Origin of the sequence: Bradyrhizobium sp. WSM1253, assembly GCF_000244935.1 — a bacterium.
Lineage (GTDB): Bacteria > Pseudomonadota > Alphaproteobacteria > Rhizobiales > Xanthobacteraceae > Bradyrhizobium > Bradyrhizobium canariense.
Genome location: NZ_JH600073.1, coordinates 6,968,987 through 6,991,528 on the forward strand (window position 1 = coordinate 6,968,987; position 22,542 = coordinate 6,991,528).

16 protein-coding genes and 1 pseudogene are annotated in these 22,542 nt (G+C 62.7%); 12 read left to right on the top strand and 5 right to left on the bottom strand.

Going from position 1 to position 22,542, the window contains the following annotated elements:
* Positions 1–89 precede the first annotated feature (89 nt).
* A pseudogene (locus BRA1253DRAFT_RS42300) lies at positions 90–596 on the top strand (DDE-type integrase/transposase/recombinase); the annotation flags it as partial.
* 1,130 nt (positions 597–1,726) lie between these two features.
* A complete protein-coding gene (locus BRA1253DRAFT_RS46360) occupies positions 1,727–3,163 on the top strand; it encodes an alpha/beta fold hydrolase (RefSeq protein WP_007601747.1) in 1,437 nt (478 codons plus the stop codon).
* A 951-nt stretch (positions 3,164–4,114) separates the two neighbouring features.
* Here the strand turns inward: BRA1253DRAFT_RS46360 and BRA1253DRAFT_RS33850 are convergent.
* Genes BRA1253DRAFT_RS33850 through BRA1253DRAFT_RS33860 form a run of 3 tightly spaced genes read right to left on the bottom strand, consistent with a single transcriptional unit; the run spans position 4,115 to position 7,297 of the window.
* Positions 4,115–5,143 carry a class II aldolase/adducin family protein gene (locus BRA1253DRAFT_RS33850; RefSeq protein ID WP_007601749.1) on the bottom strand — a complete coding sequence of 343 codons (1,029 nt, stop codon included), beginning with the start codon at positions 5,141–5,143 and terminating at the stop codon, positions 4,115–4,117.
* A 10-nt stretch (positions 5,144–5,153) separates the two neighbouring features.
* Positions 5,154–6,020 carry a TIGR01459 family HAD-type hydrolase gene (locus tag BRA1253DRAFT_RS33855; protein WP_007601750.1) on the bottom strand — a complete coding sequence of 289 codons (867 nt, stop codon included), beginning with the start codon at positions 6,018–6,020 and terminating at the stop codon, positions 5,154–5,156.
* Complete coding sequence (locus BRA1253DRAFT_RS33860) at positions 6,017–7,297, bottom strand: FGGY-family carbohydrate kinase (RefSeq protein WP_007601751.1); 1,281 nt, start codon at positions 7,295–7,297, stop codon at positions 6,017–6,019. Before BRA1253DRAFT_RS33860 ends, BRA1253DRAFT_RS33855 begins: the two co-directional genes overlap by 4 nt.
* A gap of 196 nt (positions 7,298–7,493) precedes the next feature.
* Between BRA1253DRAFT_RS33860 and BRA1253DRAFT_RS33865 the strand changes: the two genes are divergently transcribed.
* The 10 genes from BRA1253DRAFT_RS33865 to BRA1253DRAFT_RS33910 all read left to right on the top strand — a co-directional run bounded on the left by BRA1253DRAFT_RS33865 (position 7,494) and on the right by BRA1253DRAFT_RS33910 (position 18,985).
* Positions 7,494–8,489, top strand: coding sequence for a sugar-binding transcriptional regulator (locus tag BRA1253DRAFT_RS33865; RefSeq protein ID WP_035995620.1), 996 nt, complete (start codon positions 7,494–7,496; stop codon positions 8,487–8,489).
* 15 nt (positions 8,490–8,504) lie between these two features.
* Positions 8,505–9,944 (top strand): extracellular solute-binding protein, encoded by a 1,440-nt coding sequence (locus BRA1253DRAFT_RS33870; RefSeq protein ID WP_007601754.1) that lies wholly within the window; start codon positions 8,505–8,507, stop codon positions 9,942–9,944.
* A 112-nt stretch (positions 9,945–10,056) separates the two neighbouring features.
* The gene (locus BRA1253DRAFT_RS33875) at positions 10,057–10,983 is read left to right on the top strand and encodes a carbohydrate ABC transporter permease (protein WP_088941204.1); all 927 of its coding nucleotides are present in this window, start codon (positions 10,057–10,059) and stop codon (positions 10,981–10,983) included.
* A 17-nt stretch (positions 10,984–11,000) separates the two neighbouring features.
* Positions 11,001–11,858 carry a carbohydrate ABC transporter permease gene (locus BRA1253DRAFT_RS33880; RefSeq protein ID WP_007601756.1) on the top strand — a complete coding sequence of 286 codons (858 nt, stop codon included), beginning with the start codon at positions 11,001–11,003 and terminating at the stop codon, positions 11,856–11,858.
* A gap of 3 nt (positions 11,859–11,861) precedes the next feature.
* Positions 11,862–12,962 carry an ABC transporter ATP-binding protein gene (locus BRA1253DRAFT_RS33885; RefSeq protein WP_007601757.1) on the top strand — a complete coding sequence of 367 codons (1,101 nt, stop codon included), beginning with the start codon at positions 11,862–11,864 and terminating at the stop codon, positions 12,960–12,962.
* A gap of 14 nt (positions 12,963–12,976) precedes the next feature.
* Positions 12,977–14,086: an ABC transporter ATP-binding protein gene (locus tag BRA1253DRAFT_RS33890; RefSeq protein ID WP_007601758.1), complete on the top strand. Its 1,110-nt coding sequence runs from the start codon at positions 12,977–12,979 to the stop codon at positions 14,084–14,086.
* A gap of 2 nt (positions 14,087–14,088) precedes the next feature.
* Positions 14,089–15,669 (top strand): FGGY-family carbohydrate kinase, encoded by a 1,581-nt coding sequence (locus BRA1253DRAFT_RS33895; protein WP_007601759.1) that lies wholly within the window; start codon positions 14,089–14,091, stop codon positions 15,667–15,669.
* Positions 15,662–16,702 carry a 2-hydroxyacid dehydrogenase gene (locus BRA1253DRAFT_RS33900; protein ID WP_007601760.1) on the top strand — a complete coding sequence of 347 codons (1,041 nt, stop codon included), beginning with the start codon at positions 15,662–15,664 and terminating at the stop codon, positions 16,700–16,702. Before BRA1253DRAFT_RS33895 ends, BRA1253DRAFT_RS33900 begins: the two co-directional genes overlap by 8 nt.
* 19 nt (positions 16,703–16,721) lie before the next feature.
* Positions 16,722–17,459: a class II aldolase/adducin family protein gene (locus BRA1253DRAFT_RS33905; protein WP_007601762.1), complete on the top strand. Its 738-nt coding sequence runs from the start codon at positions 16,722–16,724 to the stop codon at positions 17,457–17,459.
* On the top strand, positions 17,459–18,985 hold the full coding sequence (locus BRA1253DRAFT_RS33910) for a glycerol-3-phosphate dehydrogenase (protein ID WP_007601763.1): 1,527 nt from the start codon (positions 17,459–17,461) through the stop codon (positions 18,983–18,985). The genes BRA1253DRAFT_RS33905 and BRA1253DRAFT_RS33910 overlap by 1 nt, the downstream gene beginning before the upstream one ends.
* A 974-nt stretch (positions 18,986–19,959) precedes the next feature.
* Here the strand turns inward: BRA1253DRAFT_RS33910 and BRA1253DRAFT_RS42310 are convergent.
* Both BRA1253DRAFT_RS42310 and BRA1253DRAFT_RS43965 read right to left on the bottom strand, forming a co-directional pair.
* The gene (locus tag BRA1253DRAFT_RS42310) at positions 19,960–20,169 is read right to left on the bottom strand and encodes a hypothetical protein (RefSeq protein WP_007601767.1); all 210 of its coding nucleotides are present in this window, start codon (positions 20,167–20,169) and stop codon (positions 19,960–19,962) included.
* A 1,985-nt stretch (positions 20,170–22,154) separates the two neighbouring features.
* Positions 22,155–22,328, bottom strand: coding sequence for a hypothetical protein (locus tag BRA1253DRAFT_RS43965; protein WP_157158666.1), 174 nt, complete (start codon positions 22,326–22,328; stop codon positions 22,155–22,157).
* Between the last annotated feature and the right edge of the window lie 214 nt (positions 22,329–22,542).

A 22,542-nucleotide genomic window follows, 5' to 3' on the forward strand; every position in this document is an offset into this window, starting at 1 on the left:
AAAGCTCCGCAAGGATGCGACAGAGTGCGCGCTGATCCGAGACCTGGCGACCGATCCCAAGAAGCGAGAACTATTCACCCGCCTGGCGGATCTCCGGCATCACCTATGTCGCGACCTGGACCGGCTTCGTCTACGTCGCCTTTGTGATCGACGCGTATGCCCGCAGGATCCTCAGCTGGCGGGCCTCCCGCACGGCGCACGCAGGCTTCGTAGCTTGATGAGCTGGAGCAGGCCCTGCACGATCGCCGGTCCATCGCGGCGGCCTCGTGCATCATAGCGTAGGGGCAGCCAATCCGCCCAATACGTCTCTATCAAATACACCGAACGCCTGGCTGAAGCTGGCGTCGAGCCTTCTGTCGGCAGCGTCGGAGATTCCTATGACAACGCTCTCGCCGAAACCATCAACGGTCTCTACAAGGCCGAGGTGATCCATCGGCGCAGACCATGGCGCAGCTTCCAGCCCGTCGAGTTCGCGACGCTGGAATGGGTGGACTGGTTCAACAAGCGGCGGCTCCTGGCCCATTGGCAACATACCGCCGGCCGAAGCCGAGCAACGCTGCTACGCCATTCTGGAACAGCCGGCCATGGCGGCATAACTTAAACCGAATGGCCTCCGGCAAACCCGGGGCGGTTCAGGTTTTAACTCCAGCGACTCCCTTATCAGTGAAGCCCGCCGCGCGCATTTGCTTGCACAGCTTCGAAGCCAGCCGGAACATCGGGATCAAGTTGCCGGCATGATACTTACGCCGCTTCATGGAGGGGGCTCTCTCGTGGAGCTGCTACCATGGGTCGTGATACTGAGGCACACGGGGGCCGCGGGGCTATCTATTTCATCTGATAGGACAGCAGCACTGGCTTGATTAGCATCGTCGCCAGTGACACGTGGTAGTCCATCGGGGATACGTTGGCCCCGACATACAGGCAACGCATCGACTGCCTCATTCATGAAGGTTGTGCGTCCTGTGGGTGGCAGGCTTGGGCTACGTTCGAGCACCGCTCGGCGCGGCAAACCTCTACGCAAACGCAACGCAACGACACAAGCCGCTGAGGGAAACCTTGGCGGCTTTTGCGTGGAGGCACTATCAGCGGTCGTCTTCATGGCCCAACAGCTTGTGCGTCACGCGATTGATGAAATGGTTATTGCCGCAGGCTGGGCATTGCACGCACGAGGATGAAGGAGGCGCGTGCCGCATTCGACTCAGCGTCGAACTGGTGCTGAACGTACTCGCCGCTTGTCGGGCAACGAACGTGATCGTGTCCATCATAGCCCAGCACCGGCCATGGCACCGCCCGGCCCATGACCTAGGTCAATGCTTCCCGGTGCACTTACCGCCGCCGCGCTTGCCACGGATGATATCCTCCGCCTGTGCAGAGGCAGGTCCGGAGCCGCATCATGAGGTGATGGCGATCTGAGCCAAACCTCATCCGAGTTCGCGACAAAGAAAATGCATGGAACGGATCAATGAGCGCATCCAGAGTCTGGCCCTTCGGCCGCATCTGCGATCGCGCCATTACAACGAACTACCTCCGGCCGTTTTCAACGCAATCGGCCCTTTTGCGAAGTGGCCGCCGACACCGACTACGTCCGATCATCGGGACAGACCGGAAGTGCGCGGCAAAACCAAAACGGCGCTTTTGATCCGAGGCGGATTCCACCGGCCCGCTTCAGCCTTGTCGCGGCCACTGATTGCGGGCAGACTAGCAGTGGCATGAGAGGGCAAGAGCCATGCAACGTCGGCTTGCGGCCATTCTAGCGGCGGATGTGGTCGGCTACAGCCGACTCATGGGCGCCGACGAGGTGGGGACCCTCAATTCCCTCAAGTCGCACCGGCGGGAACTGGTCGACTGCGGCATTTCCGAGCACCACGGCCGCATCGTCAAAACCACCGGCGATGGGATGCTGGTGGAATTCGCCAGCGTCGTGGATGCGGTCGCCTGTGCTGTCAAGATTCAGCGCAGCATGGTGGGGCGCAACGCAGGGATCGCTGCGGAACGGCAGGTCGTGTTCCGGATCGGGATCAACGTCGGCGATATTATCATCGACGGCGACGATATCTTCGGCGACGGCGTCAACATCGCGGCACGCTTGGAAACGCTCTGCGAGCCCGGCGGCGTATGCATATCCAGGGCGGCGAACGACCAGATCCGGGACAAGCTGTCGATGGCGTTTGCTGATCTGGGCGAGCAGGCTGTGAAGAACATCTCGCGCGCGGTCGGCGTGTTCGGGCTCACTGCCAAGGACATCGAGGCAATTCCAGACGCCGCGATTCCCTCGTCTGCGGAAGACACGGTGGCGGAGTCAACCGTCCAACACAAGCAGGAAATTCACTTCTGCCAGACCGGGGACGGCGTGCAGCTGGCCTACGCCCGGATGGGCCAAGGGCATCCGCTGGTGAAGACAGGGCACTGGATGACTCACATCGAATTCGACTTCGAAAGTCCGATCTGGCGGCATCTCTACCAGGAATTTTCCCGCGAGCACCTTTTCATCCGATATGACGCAAGGGGAAATGGGCTTTCGGATCGTGACGTCCCGGACGTAACATTCGAGCGGTTCGTCGACGACCTCGATGCGGTGGTCGACGCCGCGGGCATCGAACGGTTCGCGCTGCTCGGCATATCCCAGGGGTGCGCCGTCTCGATTGCCTACGCGGTCCGCCATCCGGAGCGAGTGTCGCATCTGATTCTCTACGGAGGCTATGTCGTCGGGTGGAAGAAGCGCGCCAGGACCGAGGCGGAGAAGGCGGCCGGGGATGCGATGCTGACGCTGATGCGGCTGGGATGGGGTCAGGAAAACCCGGCCTTCAGGCAGATGTTCACGTCCCAGTTTATTCCGGACGCTAACAAGGAGCAGGCCGACTGGTTTAACGAGCTACAGCGTATCTCGAGCTCGGCCGAAGACGCAGCGCGCAATTTACTGGCAAATGGCGAAGTGGAAATCAGTTCACTACTGCCGCAGGTCAAGGTGCCGACCCTTGTCATGCATTGCCGCAACGACGCGAGGGTGCCGTTCGAGTCGGGCCGTCGGCTGGCCGCGGGGATTCCCGGTGCCCGCTTTGTCCCGCTCGAAGGCCGGAATCACATCATGCTGGAGGGCGAGCCGGCTTTGGCACGCTTTCTCGACGAGCTACGATCATTTCTTACCTCCGATACTCAACACTAAAGGTACTGGATACGGCGGCTCCGTTTTGCCGACCAATATACGCCACGGGTTTCCCCTTGATGTCTGTTCTTGGCCAAGCGAAGTGCACGATGTCCGCTATTTGGGTCGCTATCGGGGGAAAAGCGGACGTCGCACACAATCCGCGGGCGGTCTTATTGCGCTAACAATCCGAATGCGATAGTGCCACTATGCTTGCGAAAATCAGCAGTGCCGGGAGGGATTTTCTGTCGCTGGCGTCCGAGCCTTTGGTTCCGGCGCTGCGCCCTCGAGACAATGAGCGAGGGCCGAGTCCACGCCCCTAGCCGTTCGCGAGGTCTACAGCGGCCGAGTTCGATAGTTAGTCAGAAAGCTTTGGGCGCTGGACGGCAGGTCATCGAAACCACCGAGCTTGGCCATCATGAGCCAGGTGGCAAAATCCGCCTCAGCCTCCGTGGGCGCTTTCTTGGCGATACTGGCGATGGAGCTAGAGGACATGGTGGTCCGATTGGTTTCAACCCGGCCGCGAAGCTGTTCATCGACACCGTCCGCGCGGCGGGAAAGGCAATTGGCAATTCAATCACAGTAATGACGGCGCGGGAGAGTTCAAACGCGAACCCTACGCCTCCCATCTCGCTGTAATAACCTTACCAACTAGTCGGCTCCTGGTCAGGTTGAAGGGACTGAGCAGGCTAACTAGGTAGGGCTCACCTCTGCTGATCCCCAACGGCAGTAATTCTCATCGTCACTGACGGCAACATCGCGTGGACCATCAGCTTGAGTGTTTCGACGGCGCGAATACGAACGTCATCCCGAGGTCTCTGTAAAAATTTAGTACCTAGCCTTACAGACGCTTCTGATGGCGCGATGGATTCAGCCCGGCGCGTTTGAGGTTCCTAGATTATGAACCACGGAATTGCCGGGCTATCGGTCTTTCAGATGTAGCCGGGAAGACCGGCGGCTACTCAGGCTTCGTCAGCGGCTTGCTGTGAGCTGCTGGCGGTAGCGCTCCGCGTCCCAGTTCAGCAAATCATGCTCGCTCTCGGAGGAGAGATACACAATCTCGGCGTCGAGGGGGAGGCGGCTGGTCACGAGGGCGAGGCAGCTCAGCAGGGCTTCGGCGCCAGCGCTGGCGTCAGTGCGGATGAGACTGCCAAGTCCAGGGACGAGCAGAGCAACGGGCGGTGATTGCCCTGCAGCCTCGGCGCGCAAGCTCATATTTTGCAGGCTTTCGCCTTGCTCCAAGATCGGCAAGCCCGGCCCGAGAAAGACGACGTGATCGGGATACAGGGATCCGCTGGTGGCAATAACGCGGCAATAGCGATCGGTCGCGATGCCGTGACAGATCGGATCTTTGGGTAAGCGATAATCAGTACCTGCACAGGTAATGCAGAGCGCGTTCTGATCGCCTGACGCGGCACTGCGTGGCGGCAGCGCCAGACGCGCTTCGACTTCCATCACCAGGGCTTCCGCGCCCGCGCAAGTTTCGGCCCCCACGACCAAGCCGTGATTACCGAGGATCAGCACGTTGACGTGGACATGCGCGATCGCTTCGCTGACCGCTTGGGCCAACGGCAGGCCCGGATGGAAGTAGCCGAGCCGAAGCCAAGATAATCCGCGCAAGCGATGTTCGAACTCTTGGTGAGCGTCGGTGCGCACCGCCCATGCGATGGTGTTAACGGAATGGACGTGCAGTACGACAGGATGCGGCATCAACGCGTGCAGCGCAGTCTCAATCGAACCGCGTAGTTGAGTTATAGTATTTGGGGCCAACGGCACCCGATCATCGCCGCGCGCCAGAGCGGTGCGAGCGTCTGACAGCGCGACCGGCACGAAGATGTCCTTGTCTTCGGCGTCGGCGAGCCAAGTGCCTGAGGCTTTGACCCAGAGCACGTCGCCTTCTTTGACGGAAGAATTGCCCCCGGCGCCCTGCACCAGCAGGATGTTTTTGCCGACGCGGGCGGACATACGGCGAAGTTCGGACAAGGCGCGAGGCTGTTTCATGAAGCGATCCTCACCAACTGAGATGCTGCACAGTCCAGTGCGGCATCCGCGCATCCGCGCCGGCAACCTGCCGGATCGCGTGTGCGACATTGTGCGATCCTGCAAGTGTTTCCCGATGCGCGCCCGCGCCGACTAGCAAGGTCAGCATGCCCGCCGCACGCCCACCGGCGATGTCGTGATCGATGGAATCCCCAATGACGAGGATGCGGTCGGGCGAGGGATGGCCCAATCGTTCCAGTGCCGCGGCAAACATCGGCGCGTGTGGTTTGCCGATAAACGAAACCCTGCCGCCGAGCCGCTGATAAAAGGCCGCCAGCGCGCCCGGAGCCGGGATTAGCCCGGTCACCCCAAACATCACGAGGTCGGGATTGGCGCACAGCATCGGCAGTTTGCGGACGGCCGCCACCGTGAGGCGTTCGCGCCATGGCTCCGGTTCCGCAACGCTGTCGTCGAGGCCCGCGAGCAGGATGAAGTCGGCGGATGTGATATCTGGAACCAGGGCCAGGTCGAGCTCATCGACGATGGAGCGGTCGCCATCGCGCGAGATCAGGAAGCAGGCTTGGCCGAGGTCCGTGAAGGGCGTCTGCGCGCGTGCCTTCAGGCTCTGCCAGGTCACTTCGCCTGATGATAACACACCATCGTAAATGTCCGGCGATAAGCCCAGGGCGGCGAGGCGCCGCTGATTGCTGCTGGCGCGCTTGCCGGAATTGGAGAGGATCAGGATCCGTTTGCCAGCCTCGTGCAGGCGCCTCACGCAGTCATGGGCGGCGGGAAACACCGTCATGCCTTCATGCAGCGTGCCCCATTGATCGAGCAGCACGTGATCAAAGTGATCGGCGATAGTGCGAAGGCCGGTGATGGTCCTGGCAATGGTCATGGCGGACCACCGTTCAGCGCAAGCAGCGCCGCGCCAAAGCTCGCTTCGGTTTGCTCGGCGACCGTCACGGGCACGCCCAGCGTGCGCTGCCTGATTGCGGTCCAGTTGTTGTTCCGCGCGCCGCCGCCGATGCTGACGACCCGCCGCAACGCTGGCGCACCCAGTTTTGCGAGCTGCCGGTAGGCGAGCGCCTCTACCGACGCGATGCCTTCGAGCAAGCCCTGGAAGAACCGATGGTCTTCCGCCGGCCGTGGCGTGATCCGCGCCGTCAGCGTCGGATCTGCGATTGGAAAACGCTCACCGGGCTTTGGCAGGGGATAGTAATCGAGTCCGGTCGGTGCCTCCGGCTCAAGCTGAGGCGTCAAGCGCTCCATGTCGTCGGGCGAGAAGTGCATCAACAGCGCCGCACCGCCGGAATTGGAGGCACCACCGGTCAGCCAGCGATCGCCGAGCCGGTGTGCATAAACGCCCTGGCCGGCCGCGAAAATCGGCTGCGAGGCGAGCAGCTTCACCACCAGCGTGGTGCCGAGCGAAGTGACGGCATCGCCGACTGCGTCGGCCCGCGTGGCGATGAACGCGGCCACGCCGTCGGTGGTGCCTGCAGCGATCTTCGCTCGCGGAGAAAGACCGAGCATGCGCGCGATATTGCGATCGATGTCGGCGAAGGCCGTCCCCGGAATCGTGGTCTCGGGCAGAAGATGGCGGGGCACGCCGAGCTCATCGAGCCAGCCGGGCCATGTCCGCGTTACAGGATCGTAGCCGAGCTTCAGCGCATTGTTCTCGTCGCTGATGCCGTGACGGTCGGCGAGGCGGCCGGCGATCCAGTCGGCCTGGTGCACCGCGTAGCGCGCACGGCTGACGTCATCACGAGCGAGGAGATGCAAGAGCTTTGCGAGTGCGCTGCTGGCGCCATGCGCGCCGCTGTCTGTTGGAGCCACATCGGAAATGCGCGCGGCCTCGTCCTTTGCGCGGGCGTCGTTGTACATCAGGCCCGGCGTCAACGGCCGGCCGGCGTCATCGACGAGCAGCAAAGTTCCAGACGTTCCGTCAACGACGATCTGCTCGACCGCGCCGAGATCGACGTGCTCGCCGAGCTTACGGAGCGCGGCAAGCGTTGCCTGCCACCATAGCTCCGGCTGCTGATCGACGGCGTTGCCATTGACGCGCGGCGGCGGCAGTCCGGCCGACGCCTGGCCCCGGATGGCGGCCTGCGCGTCGATCGCGCAGGCGCGGACCCCGCTGGTGCCGACGTCAATGCCAAGGAACAAGCCTGCCATTCGACCTTACCGAAGCTTTTGCGGCCCGCTTTATCGCTGATGCGCCTGATCTTTCGGGGCTCGGGCGGGCTAACGATTGCGCTGCAGCACGTTTGGGGGATTGACGCCCCGCCCGACCTCTGCAATTTTTTGCAAGCCGTGAAGAAAATTGCAAGAGGCTTTTCCGCGCGTGACCGCATCCAGCGACAGACTGCCGATGATGGATGGCGAGGCCTCGCTCGCGACGCGTGCCGCCTGGCTGCATTTTGCTGGGGGACTGACTCAGTCGGAAGTGGCGGACCGACTCAACATCCAGAGCACGAAAGCTCACCGGCTGATCGCGCGGGCCAGTCGCGAAGGCATGATCCGCGTGTTCGTCGAGGGACCCATCGCCGAGTGCGTGGCGCTGGAAAACGTCCTGGCCGAGCGCTACGGCCTGTCCTACTGCCGCGTGGCGCCCGACCTCGGCGAAGGCGCTTTTCCGCTGAAGGCTCTGGCGCTGGAAGGCGCAAGCTTCCTGCGCCAGGCGCTTGAACGCGGCGAGCACAAAGTCATCGGCGTCGGCCACGGCCGTACGCTCGCCGCCGTGGTCGAGCAGCTGCCGCAGACGCCGGCGCGCGAGGTGCAGTTCGTCTCGCTGCTCGGCGGCCTGACGCGGAAATTCGCCGCCAATCCGTTTGACGTGATCCACCGGCTGGCTGAACGCACCGGCGCGGAAGCCTACCTGCTGCCGGTGCCGGTGTTTGCGAACTCCGTGGCCGATCGCGCCGTTCTGATGCAGCAATTCGGCATCGCCGATGTGTTCGCGCTGGCACGCAAGGCTTCGCTCCTGTTCGTCGGCATCGGCCAGATCCACAGCGATGGGTTTTTGGTGTCGAGTGGCATGATCAGACCTGATGAGGTCACGGAACTGAAGCGCGCAGGGGCCTGTGCCGACCTGCTCGGTCATTTCTTCAACGACGACGGGGCACTGCTCGATACCGACCTGTCGGCGCGCGCCACCTCGATGACCCGGGCGGATCTGAAAAAGCATCGCATCGTCGCCGTCGCCGGCGGCCTCGCCAAGTTGACGGCTTTGCGCGCGGTGTTGAAGAGCGGCCTTTTGCACGGGCTCATTATCGACGAAGCGACCGCGTCTGCGCTCACTGCTGACAAGCCGGAGGTCACATCCGGCAAAGGAAAAAAAGAAGGTCGGAAGGGAAGTAAACGCTAGAACAGGGAGGTTTAAGTGTACGATCGAGAGAAGAATCTATTCGAGTCCTACGCTGCCAAACGCATCAGCCGGCGTGACCTGCTGGATGGCGCCGCCAAGCTCGGGATCGCCGGGGCCGCCGCCAATGCCGCCTTCGCATCTTCGGTATCGCGGGCGATGGCAGCCGACTTCAATTGGAAGTCCCAGAGCGGCAAGACGATCAAGCTGCTGCTCAACAAGCACCCCTACGTTGACGCGATGATCGGGGACATTGAAGCCTTCAAGTCCCTGACGGGCATGAACCTGGCCTACGACATCTTTCCTGAGGACGTCTATTTCGACAAGGTGACGGCGGCGCTTTCGTCGAAGTCGGACCAGTACGACGCCTTCATGACCGGCGCCTACATGACGTGGACCTATGGTCCGGCCGGCTGGATCGAAGACCTCAACACCTACATCAACGATCCCGCCAAGACGAACCCATCCTTTGCTTGGGACGACGTCCTGCCGGGCCTGCGCGCCTCGACCGCATGGGATGGCGTCGCCGGCTCCGAACTCGGCTCCGGCAAGGCGAAGCAGTGGTGCATCCCCTGGGGTTATGAGCTCAACAACATCACCTACAACCGCAACATCTTCGACAAGGTTGGCGTCAAACCGCCGAAGAATCTTGACGAGATGCTCGAGGTCGCGGCCAAGATCACCAAGGATGCCGGCGGTCCCTACGGTATCGGCGTCCGCGGCTCGCGCTCCTGGGCGACGATCCATCCGGGCTTCCTGTCGGCCTATTCGAACTTCGGCCAGAAGGATTTCGTCATGGAAGGCGGCAAGCTGAAGGCCGCCATGAACACCAAGGCCTCGAAGGACTTCCACGAGAAGTGGGTCAAGATGATCCAGACCTCGGGTCCGAAGAACTGGTCGACCTACACCTGGTACCAGGTCGGCACCGACCTTGGCGCTGGCGCCTCCGGCATGATCTTCGATGCGGACATCCTCGGCTACTTCATGAACGGCGGCGAGAACAAGGAGCGGGGCCATCTCGGCTATGCGCCGTTCGCGGCGAACCCGGCGGCCAAGGCGCCGACGCCGAACGTCTGGATCTGGTCGCTGGCGATGTCGAGCTTCTCCAAGCAGAAGGACGCGGCCTGGCTGTTCATGCAATGGGCGGCCTCGACCGAGCATGACCTGTTCGGCGCGCGGAAGATGGATTTCGTCAACCCGGTGCGCGCGTCCGTGTGGAAAGACTCCGAATTCCGCGACCGGATCGGCAAATCCTATCCGGGCTATCTGGAGCAGCACGATGTCTCGGCGCCCGGCGCAAAGATCTACTTCACCGCGCAGCCCCTGTTCTTCGACCTGACCACGGAGTGGGCGGCGTCGCTGCAGAAGATGGTCGCCAAGGAGGTCAGCGTCGATGAGGGGCTCGACAAGCTCGCTGACAATATCAACCGCCAGCTCAAGCAGGCGGGTTTAGGTTGACGCATCGCGTGGTGGAGCTTCCTCCGCACCACGCCAACCCGCCGGTTGGGATCGAGGCCCTTTCCGAACCGGCGGTGTTCACGCCCACAGCTGATCCGTTATCATCATGAGCATGGCCCAACTCCTCCAGACCAGCGCGACGGCGCGCATCAAGCCGAGGCCGCGCGGCCGCTGGCTGCCTTACTTGCTGAGCCTGCCGGCCTTGCTGGTCTGTATCGCCATCCTGGTGCCCTTCGTCACCGCGGCGGTGTACTCGCTGCAGCGCTACCGGCTGAACCTGCCCTATCTGCGCGGCTTCATCGGCGTCGACAATTACATCGACTTTCTGTCCGACCCCGCCTTCTGGAATACGCTCAAGATATCATTGGTCTATACCGCAGTGACCGTTGTCGCGGAGTTGCTGTTTGGTCTAGGGATCGCGCTGTTGCTGAGGCGGCCGACCCGCTTCCACAACGCAGTGTCGATCATGCTGTTGCTGCCGCTGATGACGGCACCGGCGATCGCCGCCCTGATGTGGAAGCTGATGACCAATCCGAGCTTCGGCATCCTGTCCTATGCTGTGAGCCTGCTCGGCATCCATGATTTCAAATGGGCCTCTGATCCCTCGACGGCGCTGTTCACCGTGGTTCTGGTCGATGTCTGGGTCTACACGCCCTTCATGATGATCCTTCTGCTGGCAGGTCTGCGCTCGCTGCCGCGCCAGCCGTTCGAGGCCGCCGCGCTCGACGGCGTGCCAGCGAGCTTCGTGTTCTTCCGCATCACGCTGCCAATGCTGACCCCCTATATCATCACGGCCTCGCTGTTTCGCCTTCTGGACTCGATCCAGCAGTTCGACATCATCTATGCAATGACGCAAGGAGGACCCGGCGACCGGCTGATGGTGTTCCAGGTGCAGGCCTATCTCGAATTTTTCCAGTACACCAATGTCGGCCGCTCGGCGGCGCTATTGATGATCCTCTGGCTGATCACCAACATCCTCTCCAACATCTTCATCAAGAATTGGCTGCGGTTGCGCGAGCGCGCGCACGGCCACGCCTAGGCGATCAGGGGACCGCGATGGAGCACAGCAGTCTGGCAGGTCGAGTTTTTCGAGGCGTGGCGCTGGCGCTGGTGCTGGTGTTCTTCATGTTTCCGATCGTCTGGATATTCCTGATGTCGTTCCAGAGCAACGAGCAGATCCTGCGGATACCGCCGCGCATCTTGTTTGAGCCGACGCTTTTCAACTACCAGGCGCTGATCTCCGGCCAGCTGCGTACCACAGCCGGCAATCTCGAGATCTCCTTCATGCGCAACCTGATGAACAGCTTTGTGCTGTCGAGCGCGGCGGTGCTGCTCGCGCTGTTGCTCGGCGTGCCCGCCGCCTATGCCTTCGCCCGGTTCAAATTTCGTCTCGGCGAGACCATCGCCTTCACGCTCTTGTCGTTTCGCTTTGCGCCGCCTCTGCTGGTGCTGCTGCCGCTGTCGCTCTACTACCAGCAGCTCGGGCTCAACGACACCTATTTCGGGATCGTCTGGGTCTATCAGCTGATCGCGCTGCCGCTGATCCTGTGGATCGTGCGCGGCTATTTCGAGGATATCAGCCCGGATATCGAGCATGCCTATCGGCTAGCCGGCCACTCCTGGCGCGAGGCCTTTACGCGGATCGCGGTACCCCTCGCGGGTCCGGGCATTGCTGCGGCGGGGCTGTTGTCCTTCATCTTCTGCTGGAACAATTTCGTCTTTGCACTGATCCTGGCCTCGGCGGACAAGCAGCCGGTGACGGTCGGTGCACTGGCCTTCGTCACTGCTTCGGGCATCCAGTACGGCCAGATCGCCGCGGCGATCGTGCTCTCGGTGACACCGACCTTGCTGCTTGCGCTCTATGCGCAGCGCTATCTGGTCGAGGGCCTGTCGCTCGGCGCGGTGAAAGGCTAGGGCATGGCGCGTCTCGAACTCTCTTCCGTGGGTAAGGCATTCGGCGCTGTGAGCTGCGCCGCCGATCTCTCGCTGGCCGTCGAGCCGGGCGAGATCGTGGCCGTGTTCGGTCCGTCCGGGAGCGGCAAGACCGTGCTGCTGCGGATGATCGCTGGGATGTTCGAGCCGGACGAGGGCGACATCCTGGTTGGCGGCCACTCGATCGTCGGCGCGCCGCCCGAGCGGCGCGGCATCGGCATGGCGTTCCAGAACTTTGCGCTGTTTCCGCACATGACTGCCCGCGCCAATATCGCGAGCGGCTTGCGGGCGCGGGGCGCGGGCGCCGACGTGTCCGCAAAAGTCCAGTCGATCAGCCACTTGTTGAAGATCGAACATGTCCTTGATCATAGTCCGCGCGAACTGTCGAACGGACAGAAGCAGCGCACGGCACTGGCCCGCGCGCTGATCGGCAATCCCGAGGTGCTGCTGCTCGATGATCCCCTGCGCAATGTCGACGCCAAGTTGCGCTATGAGATGCGGCTCGAACTGCCGACCTTGCTGCGGCGCGGCTCGGCGTCCGTGCTCTATGTGACTCAGGATTATCGCGAGGCGATGGCGATTGCCGATCGCATCGCGGTGCTGATCGAGGGGCGCCTGGTGCAGGTCGCGCGTCCCGAGGAGATCTATGCCCGGCCGGCCACAGTTGCGGTGGCGCGGCTGTTCGGCGATCCCAGCATCAATCTCGCCGAGGTCGTGCCCGTCGCGGAGCGTGGCGTCTTGTTCGCAGATATCTCAGGAACGCGCGTGCGGCTCGATACGGCAGACCACCAGCCGATGGATCTGGGGGCGTGCTGGGTCGGGGTGCGGCCCGATGATCTCGTGATCTCGCAAGTAGCCAGCGGCGATGCCATCCCGGCGCGCGTCGTCGCGGTCACCCCGATGCATGAGAAGGCGGTGCTGCTGTTGCGCTTCACGGATGGTACTGAATGGCTGGCGGCGTTGCCGCCAAGCGCGACCGTGGCCGACGATGACGTTTTCGTCCGCTTCGCGCCGGAAGCATCATTGCTGTTCGATCGTGCGACCGGTGTTCGGATCGGGCTGCCGCACCGGCGCCAGGCGGCATAGGAGCGACGAGGGGCATGCTCGAGCTAGAGAATGTCGACAAGGTCTACCGCAGTCGCGGCAAGCCGCCGGTGCACGCCGTGCGCGCGCTCGACATGGAGGTGGGCAAGGGTGAGATCGTCGCGCTACTCGGCTCGTCCGGTTGCGGCAAGACCTCGACCTTGCGCATGATCGCGGGCTTCGAGGACGTCACTTCAGGCTCGATCGCGCTCGACAAGCGGCGGATCGAGGCGCTGCCCCCGGCGCGGCGCAAGGTGGCGATGGCTTTCGAGGGCTATTCGCTTTACCCGCCGCTGACAGTGCGCGAGAACATCGGCTTCGCCCTGAAGGCCCAGCAGCTGTCGCGCGGCGAGGTGACGCGGCGGGTCGATGCGATCGCGGGGCTGGTCGAAATCGAGGACATCTTGGACGCCTATCCGCGGGCGATCTCCGGTGGACAGCAGCAGCGGGTGTCGCTGGCGCGGGCGCTGGTGCGCGATGCAGATCTTTATCTACTCGACGAGCCGATGGGCCAGCTCGAGCCGCAGCTGCGCGCAGTGTTGCGCGGACGGATCAAGGGCCTACTGGCCGAGCGCGGCATGACCGCGATCTTCGTCACCCATGACCAGACCGAGGCGAGCGCGCTCGCCGACCGGATCGCGGTGATGGAAGACGGTATTCTGCAGCAATTCGCCAGCGAAAAGGAGCTGAAGAACCGGCCCGCCAACCTGTTCGTCGCCAGCTTCATCGGCGAACCACCGATGAATCTTCTGGAGACCGAGGTGGCGCGCGCCGATGGTGGTTTCCGCCTGTCGGTCGGCAGCGCCATGGCGTTTCTGATTCCGGGCGACAGGCTAGATTCCACCGCTCAACAGGCGCTGCAGCAGACGCCGCGCGTGCGCGTCGGCATCCGGCCGCAGAAGGTCGCGGTCGGCAGCGGAGACGTGCGCGTCCGCATCGTCTCTAATCAATGGCTCGGCGACCAGTCGCACGTCGCCGGCGAATGTGCCGGAAATTTCCTGATCGCCGTGACGGCGGGCAGGGTGGCGGCGCGACCGGGCGACGTCATTTCCTTCGGGCTGGAGCCGCGCCATCTGCACATTTTTGGCACTGAGGGCACCTGCATCCGTCATGCGGAGGTGCGCTGACGATGCTCAATCCGCAGCGCCGTGACGTGATCGTCGGCATCGATGCCGGTACCTCCCTGATCAAGACCGTGGCGTTCACGCGGGACGGCAAGCAGTTGGCTGAGTCCTCGCTGCCGAATACCTACGTCACGCTGCCCGGCGGGCGTGTCGAGCAGGACATGGCGCGGACCTGGACAGATACGGTCGCAGCGCTGCGCGGGCTGGCGGCGCTAGTGCCCGAGCTTGCCACGCGCGTGACGGCGATTGCGGTGACGGGGCAGGGCGACGGCACTTGGCTGATCGACGATGGCGGCGGCCCGGTGGCGCCAGCGTTGTTGTGGCTGGATTCACGCTCTGCCGAGATCGTTGACGATATCAGGGCCAGCGAGCGCAACATCGCGCTCCATCGGCGCACCGGCTCGGGGTTGAATGCCTGTCAGCAGGGTCCGCAACTGGCCTGGCTGCAGACGCATGCGCCGCAAACCCTGTCGCGCGCGGCGACGGCGTTCCATTGCAAGGACTGGCTCTACTTCAACCTCACCGGCGAGCGCGCCACTGATCCGTCGGAGGCCACATTCTCCTGCGGCGAATTCCACAAGCGCCGCTTCGATGCCGAAACGGCGCGGCTGATCGGCATCTCCGATTGCATGCGGCTGTTTCCCGAGGTCGTCGACGGCGTGACGACGACCCATCCGCTCAGCGCGACCGCGGCGGAAGAAGCCGGTCTGCCCGTCGATGTGCCTGTTACGCTCGGCTATGTCGATGTGATCTGCAATGCGCTCGGCGCGGGGCTTTACGATCCGGCACCCGATGTCGGCTGCACCATCATCGGCTCGACCGGCATGCATATGCGGCTGGCGTCGAGCGCGGGCGCAGTGACGCTGAACGCGGAAGCGACCGGCTACACCATGCCGTTCCCGGTGCCGTGCCACTACGCCCAGATGCAATCCAACATGGCAGCGACGCTGAACATCGACTGGCTGCTCGATCTCGCGCGCGATCTGCTCGCGGCCGAGGGCGTGGCGCGGACGCGCGCCGACATGATCCGGCGGCTGGACGATCGGGTGCTGGAGGCGAAGCCCGGCGAGCTGCTGTTTCACCCCTTCATCTCCGATGCCGGCGAGCGCGGTCCGTTCGTCGCGCATGAGGCCTGCGCGCAGTTCCTCGGCCTGCGCTCGCGCCATGGCTATTGGGACCTGATGCGCGCGGTGATAGAAGGGCTCGCCTTTGCCGCCCGCGATTGCTACGCCGCGATGGGAAGTCTGCCGCGCGACGTGCGGATCACGGGTGGCGCGGCGAGGAGCCGCGCGCTGGGGGTGATCTTGAGCGCTGCGCTCGATTGCAACGTTCGCGTCTGTAGCCGCGGCGAAGCCGGTGCTGCGGGAGCTGCGATGATCGCAGCCGTCGCGACCGGACTCTATTCCAACATGACTGATTGTGCCGAGGATTGGGTGAGACCTTATTTGAACGAACCGCAGGCGCCTGACGCGGCATTGGCCGCGCGCTATGCAAAGATGTTCCCGGCCTATCTCGATGCCCGGCTGGCGTCACATCCGGTCTGGAAGCAGCTCGCGGCGCTGCGCGCGGGAGCTGGTCATGTCTAAATCCATTGCCGTCATTGGGGATCGATTCATGCTTCCCTCGATCTTCGTCGAGAAGATCACGGCGGCCTGCGGCAACGGCATCGATATCCGCACCCTCGAGCAGCCATGGCCCGACGAGCCGATGGAGCACGGCTATGCCGGCTCCAAGCTCGACGGCCTGAAGGAGTTCATGGGCGATCCCGACGAAGTCGTGTCCTTCATCGGCGATGCGTCGCTGTTGGTCACGCATCTGGCGCCGGTCTCGCGGGCGATGCTGGAGCGGCTGCCGAACCTGAAGTTCATCGCGGTGTCGCGCGGCGGGCCGGTCAATATCGACATGCAGGCGGCGAGCGATCACAAGGTGCTGGTCGTCAACACGCCCGGCCGCAACGCCAGCGCCGTCGCTGAGTTCACCATTGGCGCGATCCTCGCGGAGACCCGGCTGATCCGCAGCGGGCATGAATCGCTACGCGGCGGCGAATGGCGCGGCGATCTCTATCGTGCCGATCGCACCGGGCGCGAACTCGGCGAGATGACGATCGGCATCGTCGGCTATGGCGCGATCGGCAGCCGCGTGGTGAAGCTGTTGAAAGCGTTCGGCTGCAAGATCCTTGTCGCAGACCCCTATGTGCAAATCAGCGCGCAGGACCGCAATGACGGTGTCGAGCATGTCGCGCTTGCCGACCTCCTGACGCGGGCCGATGTGGTGACGCTGCATGCGCGGGTGACGCCGGAGACTACGGGATTCATCGGCCACGACGCACTGGCCGCGATGAAGAAGGACGCATTCCTGATCAACACCGCGCGGGGCCCGCTGGTCGATTACAAGGCGCTACATGAGGCATTATCCGCAGGGCGGCTGGCCGGCGCCACGCTTGATACGTTCGCGGTCGAGCCGGTGCCGCCGGATTGGCCGTTACTGCAATTGCGCAATGTCACGTTGACGCCGCATATCGCCGGCGCCTCAGTGCGCACAGTAACCGTCGCCGCCGACCAAGCGGCCGAGGAGGTTCGCCGCTATCTCGCTGGCGAGCCGCCGCTCAATCCATGTTGACGACGAGAGGTATGTTGAGATGACCCGTGAGGAGCGCCAGTTACGCGAAGCGATCATTGCCAAGTGCCGATGGATGAACGCCTCCGGCCTCAACCAGGGCACCTCGGGCAATATCTCGGCGCGCTACAAGGACGTCATGCTGATCACGCCGTCGGCGACGCCCTATGATGCGATGAAGCCGGAGATGATCGCGGCGATGCCGCTCGAAGGCAAGCACGGCTCATGGTCGGGACCGCTCCAGCCCTCCACCGAATGGCGCTTCCATCTCGACATCATGCGCGGCCGGCCGGATGTCGGCGGCGTCGTACACACCCATTCGACCTACGCCACGGTGCTGGCGATCGCGCGCAAGCCGATCCCCGCCTGCCACTACATGATGGCGGCGTTTGGCGGCCACGACATCCGCTGCGCCGGCTATGCGCGCTACGGCACCGCCGAATTGTCGGAACTCGCGCTCGCCGCGCTCGAAGGACGCAACGGTTGCCTGCTTGCCAATCACGGCATGATCGCGGTTGGCGCCAACCTCGACAAGGCGATGTGGCTCGCAGTCGAGCTCGAGACCATCGCGCGGCAATATTATCTGTCGCTGGCGCTCGGTCAGCCGCACATTCTGAGCGAAGCCGAGATTGCCGACACCGCCAAAGGCTTCTCGACCTACGGCCTGCAGACGCCCAAAAAACCTGCCAAGGCCAAACCTGGCAAGGCAAAGAAGGCCGCCGCGCGCCTGGCGATTGAGATCAAGCGCAGCCGGACGTGATGTCAGCGACGGCGCCGGGGAGGGATCACGGGCTGGTCGATCTCGCCATCATCGGCGGGGGCATCAACGGCGCCGGGATCGCGCGTGATGCGGCAGGGCGCGGCCTGAAGGTTCTGCTGTGCGAGAAGGGCGATTTCGCCGAGGGCACCTCGTCGCGCTCCGGCAAGCTCGTCCATGGTGGCCTGCGCTATCTCGAATACTACGAGTTACGCCTGGTACGCAAGGCGCTGATCGAGCGCGAGGTGCTGCTCGCCTCGGCGCCGCATATTATCTGGCCGATGCGCTTCGTGCTCCCGCACTCGCCTGAGCAGCGGCCCGCCTGGCTGGTCCGCGCCGGGCTGTTGTTCTACGATCACCTCGGTGGCCGCAAGCAGCTGCCGGCAAGCCGCGGACTGGATTTCGCCAAGGCGCCCGAAGGCGCGCCGCTCAAGGCGGAGTTCCGGCGCGGCTTTGAATATTCCGACTGCTGGGTAGATGATGCGCGGCTGGTGGTCTTGAATCTGATCGCTGCCAGGGAGAAGGAGGCGATGATCCTGCCGCGCACGCGCGCCGTGAGTGCCAGGCGGGAGGGCGAGACCTGGCTGCTTGAGATGCTAAGCGAGGACGGACGCTCACAACGCGTGCGGGCGCGTGCACTGGTCAATGCAGCGGGGCCGTGGGTGCAGGATGTCGTCCAGGGAGTGGCAAAACTCAATTCGTCACACAATGTGCGTCTGGTGAAGGGCAGCCATATCGTGGTGCCGAAATTTTGGAGCGGGCCGCAAGCCTATCTGCTGCAAAACGAGGATCGCCGCGTCATCTTCGTCAATCCCTATGAGGATGACCTTGCGCTGATCGGCACCACGGACATTCCCTATGAGGGAAGCGCCGAGAATGTCGCGATCGACGGCGACGAGATCGCTTATCTGCTGCGCGTGCTGGCGCGCTACTTCAAGACGCCTCCAGCAGAGAGCGACATCGTCTATGCGTTTTCCGGCGTGCGGCCGCTTTACGACGACAATGCGAAAAATCCGTCGGCGGTGACTCGGGACTATGTGTTCGAGGTGCACGGCGCGCCCGAAGAGCCGCCTCTGTTGTCGATCTTCGGCGGCAAGATCACGACCTACCGTAGGCTGGCGGAGCAGGCGCTGGAGCGGCTGCAGCCGTGGTTTCCGAGTATGTCATCGGCATGGACCGCCGGCCGGCCACTGCCAGGCGGTCAGATCGGCGGTACGTTCCAGGAGTTCGTGGCGGCGATCGCGGCCGAATATCCCAATCTACCGCGCAAGTTGATCCAGCACTATGCACGCCTCTACGGTACCCGTGCGTGGGACCTCCTAGGCACCGTGCGGAGCATCCCGGAGCTCGGGCGGCACTTCGGCGGGCTGCTCTATGAACGCGAGGTCCACTATCTGCAGGAGGCAGAATGGGCGAGCAGGCCTGCAGATATCCTGGAGCGACGCACGAAGCACGCCCTGCATTTGAGCTGCGGAGAGCGGAAAGCATTCGAAGAGTTCATGCAGAATTCAGATGCCGGAACCGCCTGATGACTTCCCGAGGTTGAAGCAAATAGCCCGCCGCAACCCCGACTTCCTCATTGCAGTCGCTCTTCGCCGCGTTTCTACTTGGATTGTGGGTGGCTCGTCGGCGCTAGGAGAGCCGCCGGCTCGGCAGGAGCCTGGGCGTGTCCGTGCGATCGTCGCTCAAGGGCGCACGACGAAGATCGAGGCTGGCGCAAAGTCAGTACGGGGGGATCCATATGACCGGGCGCCGGGAGCAAGGCGTGATCCCACATATTGCGCCCACAAGTCTGCTTAGATTCTACGGCTCTGGCATGTGCAGCAGGAAAGCAACACTCCACAACACCTTGCGCGAGTGCGTGAATGTTAATTTGCACAGTCAGAACGATTCAGGCCAGCTCCCGCAACGAACCTTGTAGCTGTGGGGGACACAATGACTGTTACGCGTTGGATCGGCGCCGCCGCCCTGTTCCTGATCGCGGTGAGCTCTGAAGCTTATGCCGCGCGCCAGCACAGACCGGGAGAGCGGATTTCCTGTTCGGAAGTCCGATACTACGTTGCGAGGTATTCGGCGGCTGTGGCCGAGATGTATGCCCGCAATCAGGGAGCCACCAACAGCCAGATCGAGCGGGCTCGGCGTTGCTTGGCCTCAAACGAGACCGCCGAAACAGGTCCACAACGGTCCTACAGCGAATAAGCATGACGAACATTGAGCTGGGACGTGAAGCGACCGAGGCATATACGGTAGCGAGGTGCTGCTAAAGCCGCTCCACGCAATACGGGCCTTCGAAGCGGCCGCGCCCGCCTGCCCAGCTACAGCCTGAGCACGGAGTCGACGGCGAGGATCTAGCATGTGCAGGCGACGGATCCTGACCTAGGGCTTCACCGAGGTTCGGGCTACCACCGAAGCGCGGGCGTCGACAGTTGACGAAGCGCGATAGTGGCGGATTGGCTTCTGCCGTGTCATAGAGATTTGCAAATGGGGAACACCGGCTGCCGACCTACTTGACGTAGATCATTCGTTCCTTAGTGGCCCGCAGGCTGCGGATGTAATAGCCTTGTGCCTGAACGGCTGACTTGATTTCGTTGCTAACCTTGAGAACTCGTTTTCTGCTCTTTCGCCAGGTATGTGCAGAGTAAAGCGCAGGTACGGCCGAGCCTGTACTTAGAACGAGCAAGCCGTGCTTGTCATTGCGATAGACATCAAACATCGTTCGCCCCCGCCGACCATATCGAACTAAGAATGGAATATGTTTCGGTTGTCTCAATGGCCGAGCTTAGTATTTCAGTCCGCTGTGCGGGTTGTAAATCTGCAACGCCAGCGACTTTCCTTCGGTTCGTTCTGGATACGGAACGAACTGAAGGAAGCCCCGGCCGCCGTCAAATTGCTGCGTATGCAATTACTTCAGTCACGATGTGTTTCGGATGTTGTTGATTTGGGGGCGGAATCGAGCGGCAAGCGGCCGCCGCCGTCTTCACGGATTCGCCCCGTGTGGTTGCTCGTGCACGGCAACGCCGACACGTCGTCGTGGGCGGCGATGCACCTGGCCCGTAGGCGATGTAGCTACGTCTTTCGCTGACTGCCTGTTAAGGAAGAATAGCCGACTAGACCTGCTCGCGCTTCTGCTCTTCGCGTTTTGCCCAACAGCGCACCTCGCAACGGCTCGGCTGCACGTTCGCTTGAGTTCGACGCAACTTGGCGTCAGCCGATGTCGCCGTTGACCTCAAAACGGGCCCGTTTTGACCCTCACGTCTTACGAATTTTTGGGTGTCCTACTTTCTATCTTTGATAGTCGGTCGCACTAACGGGAAGCTACTCTCTTTCTTCGTCTTCTTCTTCTTCTTCTTCTTCTTCGGAGAGTGGGCATGAATCAGCATCCAAGTCGATCGAATTCCGGGGCGCGCATTGTGCGATTCAGGTCTGAACTGGTCAGGCAGGAGTCGGGACCTATGATGGTCCACCTGTTTGATTTGCCCAGATTACGACCACGAGGCTACGCCAAGTCCTCGCTAACTCATCGGGCGGTGGTGCTCGCCCTCGTAACGGAAGGCCGCCTCAGTCGGCCCTCTCCTTTTCGGCCCTCTTTCCTTTGGTCAATCCGCGCGCATGCGGAAGGGCGTCAGGTTCGAAGCTTTGGCACAACAACCTGCGGCCATCGCTCAGGGGGCGCAAACAGAGCGGCCCCAGCGGGGATGGGGGGCCAAGGGCTGGGGCCGCCATTCCGCACCGGACGTATTCGGCGGTAAGGGTCCGGTGGATCAAACCAAGTCAGTCCGGAACCGATGGTTCCAAAGGCTGTTCCGTCATCGCACATGAACCCTGGCACGCCGTGTGAATAGGGTATGGGGACTTTGCAATGCCCCTCCCGGGCTGGAAGTCGCCGGCCCGCGATCAATTAAGCCGACGGAGTTATGCTTCAGGAGCCTCAACCAGTTTGGTATCCAGGACAAGCGACAAGCTCCTCCACGTTCCCAGAGACCTATGACGAGCTGCCGCGGCGCGCGCAGCGGTATCGCTACGTTCGCAGAATTCGACGAGCGTCGCCGCCCAGAAGCTGGCGGGGTAGTCAAAGGGGTGCATCGACGCCCAGCGCCGCGATCGTCCGTCGGGTTAGGGCGCCGGACAATCACCGGACGAGCGCACGACTTGCTTACTGCGGCAAATTGGGCTGCGCCCCACTGCGAGATGTGATCAATACTGCCCTGAGCCCGTACAGAACAGGCCAAGACCGGATTACGATTTCCGGTCCTCCACTTGTTCTGAAATCACGACAGTCGCTCGCCCTGTCCTTGGCGGTCCACGAGCTTGCTACTAACGCGTTGAAGTACGGCGCTCTGAGCGTGACAAGCGGCCGCGTGTCGGTTGTGTGGTCATCCGAAGATCAAGCGGGTGATCAAAAGTTTGTCTTCGTCTGCCAAGAATTCGGAGGCCCATCTGTGTCGGAGCCGACCGTGAAAGGCTTTGGCTCACGCCTCATTTCGAGAACACTGGAAGAGGATTTCCGAGGGGCGGTTACTGTGTCCTACGGATCGAGCGGGCTCACTTGCCGTCTCACTGCCCCCGTTGCAAATCTAAAAACTTCACCGCAATAGCAGAAGTCTTTTACCCGAGCTACGTTGACCAACGCCAAGACGAGTAGCCCGCTCGCGGGTCCACCGTCATCGAGGCGGGGTTCGAGAGTGTTCGCGAGACAATCTAGAACGTGCGGTACGGCCCCAAGCCGAAGAGCGCCTCAGTCACCGTGATGTCCGCTGTCCAACCGATTTTAGCGATCCAATCGTTGACGGATGACTGACATGGGCTGGTGGCGGTATTGCCGGCCAGATCGGTGAGCTTATCGATGGAAACGGCGGCTTCGATACGGCGCAATACGCCAATCTAACCTTCACGACGGGTGGGGATCAGCGTTCGCCTTGCGGCAGGAACGGTGATTGGCGATGCCTCGAGCGGCGCCGGCTCCCCTATGACGTCGTTCGCTCTCCTCGAAAGCGTAACGAACCTACTCCGACGTCCCGTCCACCCCCGCATTTTCGTGCATGCAAGATGGTCCAAAAGCCGAGGTAAGTGTCCAGCGGAACAGCCG